This window comes from Lactobacillus helveticus DSM 20075 = CGMCC 1.1877 (assembly GCF_000160855.1).
GTDB classification, from domain to species: Bacteria; Bacillota; Bacilli; order Lactobacillales; family Lactobacillaceae; genus Lactobacillus; species Lactobacillus helveticus.
The window spans coordinates 1-1,469 of the sequence record NZ_GG700770.1 but is presented as its reverse complement, the minus strand read 5'-3'; the positions used below and the strand labels follow the sequence as shown (position 1 = coordinate 1,469).

Annotated in this window: 1 protein-coding gene; it reads left to right on the top strand. The window is 41.6% G+C overall.

The genetic code is table 11. The features are described 5' to 3' along the window. Positions 1 to 150 precede the first annotated feature (150 nt). Complete coding sequence (locus HMPREF0518_RS09185) at positions 151 to 1,422, top strand: ISL3 family transposase (protein WP_003627962.1); 1,272 nt, start codon at positions 151 to 153, stop codon at positions 1,420 to 1,422. Positions 1,423 to 1,469: the final 47 nt, after the last annotated feature.

Sequence of the window (1,469 nt, the reverse complement as noted above, 5' to 3'; positions counted from 1 at the left end):
GGTTCTACAATATCTGTTGTTGGTAATAGATTTTCATCTATTACTGATGACAGATTTTTTATTTATGGCTAGAATAAAAAAGCGGACATTTCCTGTCCGTTCATCCAAGTCAACCACCACGAAGATTTTTCAGAAAGAAGTAAATGCCCTATGTGTCATGATACTACAAAATTATTATTAGGAATAGCTGACGAGAACCTAAAAATTACTGACGGTGAAACTGGAGAAGACGGGGTTATTCGCTTAACTGGCCACTTGGATTACACGCCGAAGGCTTGTCCCAAGTGCGGGATTATCAATGATCAAAAGAGTATTAACTACGGCTGGCGCAATACCACTATCAGATTCTCGAAGGTTCTGAGCAACACCGTCATCTTAGCCTTAAAGCGCCGCTATTTCCACTGTAAAGAATGTCACGGCAACTTTCTTGCACAAACAGTGGCAGTTCCGAAACACTGTACAATTTCCAACACCAGCCGCAAAGAATGCCTAGAAAAGCTCGGTGAACCGGTCTCTTTGAAGCACATTGCCAATGAAGTATCGGCATCAGATTCATTTGTGGGCCGCCAGTTAATGCGCGCTGAACGAGACTTTCAAACCAATTGGCACTATTTACCAGAGATCATCTTAATGGATGAGGTGAAGAGTACCAAGAGCGCTACTGGTGCCATGAGCTTTGAGTTCATGAATGGCGAAACCCATGAATTAATCGACTTACTCCCTTATCGAACCATCAATAAACTAGAGAAGTATTTTTACCGCTTCGATCAAGCTGCCCGAGAAAACGTCAAAATTATTGTGACTGATATGAATTATACCTACCCCAAGCTTGTGCAGACCGTGTTCCCCAATGCCATGGTGGTCATGGACAAGTTTCATATTATCAACGCCCTAAATCGGGCGTTTAACAAAACCAGAATCAAGGTGATGAAGAAGTTTACCCCGTCTTCTCGCGAATTTCACGCCCTTAAGCGCTACTGGAAGCTGTTGTTAGTACCAACTGAACAGCTTAACTTTGAACAATTCAAAAAGTGGACTAATTTTCCTTACTGGATGGCTGCCACCGATGTTGTCCATCAGCTGTTATCGTTGGATTCAGAACTAGAACAAACTTATCAAGTCTTAAACAGCGTCCGGTCAGCTGTCCAACATCAAGATTGGCATAACTACAATGCGGCATTTTGGAATAACAAAACGTATTCTGAAGAAATGAAGAACACGATTAAAACACTTGAAAGCCATCATGATGAGATTCGTAACACCTTTACCACACACTATTCAAATGGTCCTTTGGAAGGTTCTAATAATAAAATCAAGGCGATCAAACGAGCCAGTTTTGGCTATCGCAGCTTCTGGAGGTTTAGAACTCGAGTACTATACGTTTTCAAAATCAAAACAAAAAGAGCCCTAATCACGAAGTGATTAGAACTCGAAATATGGATTCACCAACAACAGTTGACGAAGAGCCC